The sequence below is a fragment of the Pseudarthrobacter oxydans genome (assembly GCF_013314975.1).
Lineage (GTDB): Bacteria > Actinomycetota > Actinomycetes > Actinomycetales > Micrococcaceae > Arthrobacter > Arthrobacter oxydans.
In genome coordinates this window covers 1-2,563 of record NZ_JABTYH010000072.1, presented here as the reverse complement: position 1 = coordinate 2,563, position 2,563 = coordinate 1, and the positions used below count along the sequence as shown (strand labels likewise).

Below are 2,563 nucleotides of genomic sequence, written 5' to 3'. Positions count from 1 at the left end.
CTGAGTAGGGTTAGGACATGAGCGATTCAGCTCCACGCCCTGGCCGCAGCGCTGAAGCCAGGCGCGCAAGCGCATGGCTGTCACCGAGGGCCTGCCGGGTTCTGGCCGTGGTGTTCACCGTTGCTGCGCTCGGGTCGGTGGTGCTGGTGGTCGTGGATCTGGTGGTCGGCCGGCCTGCTGCCGGTGACCTCTTTATCGTTTTCCTCAACGGCCTCGCAGCCGTGATCCTGTGGGTGCTTGCGCGGCGGACATGACGAAGGGCCAGCACATTGGATGTGCCGGCCCTTCGTGGTTTTTCCTCGGCAAAAGGAAATTTATTGGTGCAGCGTCGGTGCTGCTTGCGGTTACAACTCGTAGTGTCTTTGGTCTTCCCTGGGCCGGTCCACGGGGCCAGTGGCTGGGCCTGCGGTAAGTAGGCTCAGTTCCAGGATGTCTTCAAGGGGGCTCGCGTCCGGGGAAACGGTATCGTCCTCGGTCATGCGGAATTGATCGGCCACGCCTGGGACTCCTTGGCTGTGCTGGGATGAGGCTCCCTCTCACAGTATCGGCAGTTCCTGCGCGCGGGCTGGAAGTCGCGCCGCCCGCGCAGCGTCTACGCGGCCGCCGGAGATGTTCCTATAGACAAGACCCCGCACGCATTCGTTTCACAGATGCCGGGCTAAGGCACCTTGGTCTATAACGCTCCTTCACGGGTAATGTCTTTGGGCAAGACCGGAAGCGACTGAGAGGGCAGGCAAATTGAAACTCACGGCCCGCATCCGGTCTGCCAGGGATGGTTGGCTGGCCGTGGAGGTCCTGGAGCTTCCGGAGCTCGAGGTAGTCGTTAAGAGTTTTGACGACATCCCCGATGCGGTAAGTGGAGCTGCCGAGGAGTCCTTGGGGCGGCCCGCAAGCGAGTTTGCTGTTGAAGTAAGCCTCTAGAGTGGCAGGCATCGCCTGCTGGCTAGTCGCTCAAAAAGTATCGTTACTCGTCGTTGCCTTTCAGTAGCCATGCCATCGATTCATCTCTGGATGTGAAGAATCGTGTAGGGCAGGGCGGGACGTGGACGCTGAGGAAGAAATTGGCCATGACCCTGTCCACGGGGCTCGTGCCCAGGAGAGCAATCCGATTGGCAGCACAGGGGATGGAGAAGATCGAGCGTGCTTCGCGCGTGACGTCGGCTGTCGTCGCCATATCTACCAGCATGGGATATTCAGCCCCGCCGGCTACTTGGTTCACAGCTTCCATGGCTGCCTGGGCATCTTGAACTTCGATACGGACTCTGGGATTCCACGCCAGGTGGATGATCCCATCAGTCCGTAGGCTCACAGTGCCTTTGCCGCCGTCAACCAACATTGGATCCATAGATGACTCCCCCATGCTGCGATGGTACACAGCGGGGAGCACCGTCGCTCACGTAATCGCAGGTCAGGGCGCGGTTAGGGATTTCCTGGCTGCGCCCGCGTCAGCGTCACGCGGCCGGCGGAGCGAAGCGGGGGAGGCCGCCGCGCACCTGGGGACGCTCCACGATGAGGGCCGGACTCCTCTTTGCGGTGGAGTCCGGCCCGGTGTCGGGGCTAGCGCTTCAGGCGGCGGTCATAGGCCTTTTTCGGGTCCCGGCAGCAGTCTGCCAGCAGGCCGCGGTTGACCAGTTCGCCCAACAGTTCCGCCAACCGGTATCCGGCCACGTCCTCCAGCGCGAGCTTGAAGTACCGTGCGGCGAAACTGGACTGTCCTTTGAGCCATTCCAGCCAGCCGATCAGGCACAGCATGGGTGCGCGTTGGCCTTCCGGGGTGGCTTTCATCAGCTCGAAAGCGACTGCCTGGGCGGTGTCCACGCGGGCCCAGTCCGGGCGGCTCAGGAACACACCCAGCATGACGGAGGTGAACTGTTCCGGGGCGTGGGGGACGATGTCACTCATCATGTAGTCCCGGATGGTGGGGTGCTGCAGGGCTCCTGCCAGCTGGTGCGCGGTTTCGGTCGTCAGGCTCTTGGGGTCCTTCAGCACCTTGGCCCACGCGGCGCGGCTTGCTTCGAGGTCTTCGGGCCAGCCGTCGGGCTTGTGCGCTGCGATAGCCTCGCGGGCCGTCTCGTCTCCCGTGAACGGTGCCGGGGTAATGAAGCCGGTTACCGCGCTCCCACGGTAGATCAGGGCGGCGTTGCCGTTGCTGGTGGTGATGGCATCCAGCGACTCATCGGGGCAGCAGCTGGTGTCGGTGCAGTGGTAGTTCCGCCACAGTTCGGAGGTCACCAGCCATGCGTCCCGCAGCGGCATCCCCGCAGTGTCCAGTTCGGCGCGCAGTGCCTCGACGTGCCCGGAGTAGGGACGGCTGCCGTCGCTGGTCTTCTCGTCGGTGTAGATGACCAACAGGCTGCCGGTGGCGGCCTCGTCGGCGGTCAGATAGCTGACGACGGTCTGGGCGAAACCTACCGTGTCCTGCCCGAACGGGGCATCCACGCGCAGGGTCGCGCCGATCTTGTTGCCCTGCATGGTCAGTGCGACAAAGGACTCTGTAGGGACCTGTCCCAGCGTGTGCGGGATGAAGGCCAGGACGTCGGCCGGGCCGGTGAATTTGATGAAG

Annotated in this window: 4 protein-coding genes; 1 reads left to right on the top strand and 3 read right to left on the bottom strand. The window is 63.4% G+C overall.

Translation table 11 applies throughout. The annotated features are described in order from the left end of the window. The first annotated feature begins 17 nt into the window (after positions 1–17). On the top strand, positions 18–254 hold the full coding sequence (locus HTS88_RS21890; protein WP_174182284.1) for a hypothetical protein: 237 nt from the start codon (positions 18–20) through the stop codon (positions 252–254). A gap of 90 nt (positions 255–344) precedes the next feature. Here HTS88_RS21890 and HTS88_RS21885 read toward each other — a convergent pair whose 3' ends face one another. The 3 genes from HTS88_RS21885 to HTS88_RS21875 all read right to left on the bottom strand — a co-directional run. Continuing rightward, on the bottom strand, positions 345–497 hold the full coding sequence (locus HTS88_RS21885) for a hypothetical protein (protein ID WP_174182282.1): 153 nt from the start codon (positions 495–497) through the stop codon (positions 345–347). A gap of 467 nt (positions 498–964) precedes the next feature. Continuing rightward, positions 965–1,360 (bottom strand): DUF7793 family protein, encoded by a 396-nt coding sequence (locus HTS88_RS21880; RefSeq protein WP_246256565.1) that lies wholly within the window; start codon positions 1,358–1,360, stop codon positions 965–967. Positions 1,361–1,557: 197 nt separating this feature from the next. Further along, positions 1,558–2,563, bottom strand: a 1,006-nt coding sequence (locus tag HTS88_RS21875; protein ID WP_217432830.1) for a DUF4192 domain-containing protein, incomplete at its 5' end; no start/stop codon positions are given.